This is a genomic window from Hymenobacter rubripertinctus (genome assembly GCF_003583925.1).
In the GTDB taxonomy this organism is placed as follows: domain Bacteria; phylum Bacteroidota; class Bacteroidia; order Cytophagales; family Hymenobacteraceae; genus Hymenobacter; species Hymenobacter rubripertinctus.
The window spans coordinates 1-326 of sequence record NZ_QYCN01000146.1; the positions used below are offsets into that span (position 1 = coordinate 1).

General features: G+C 71.7%; 1 protein-coding gene. It reads left to right on the forward strand.

Going from position 1 to position 326, the window contains the following annotated elements; genetic code table 11:
• Positions 1-326: hypothetical protein (locus D0T11_RS22895; protein ID WP_182888579.1), on the forward strand; the 326-nt coding region annotated here is incomplete at both ends.

Below are 326 nucleotides of genomic sequence, written 5' to 3' on the forward strand. Positions count from 1 at the left end.
GGCCAGCAAGGCCAGCAAGTACGACGCGCTGGGCCGGGTGGTGTACGCGGGCCTGGTGCACTTTGCCGATCTGAGCGGGACGCCCAGCCAGCAGCGCGACCAGCTCCAGACCTGGCAGACGAACTGGCTGGCGCAGAACCCCACGGTGCCCCTGTGGGAGGAGGCCAKCGCCAGCCCCACGCTGGCGAAGGCCTACTACTCGCACCGCACCTGGCCCGAGCTGAGTGCGGCGGGCGGGGCCGAGCTGCTGAGCGTGGCCTACTACGACGGCTACGACTTCGACCAGGACGGCACGGCCGACGCGGCCTACCAGCCACCGACGGCCG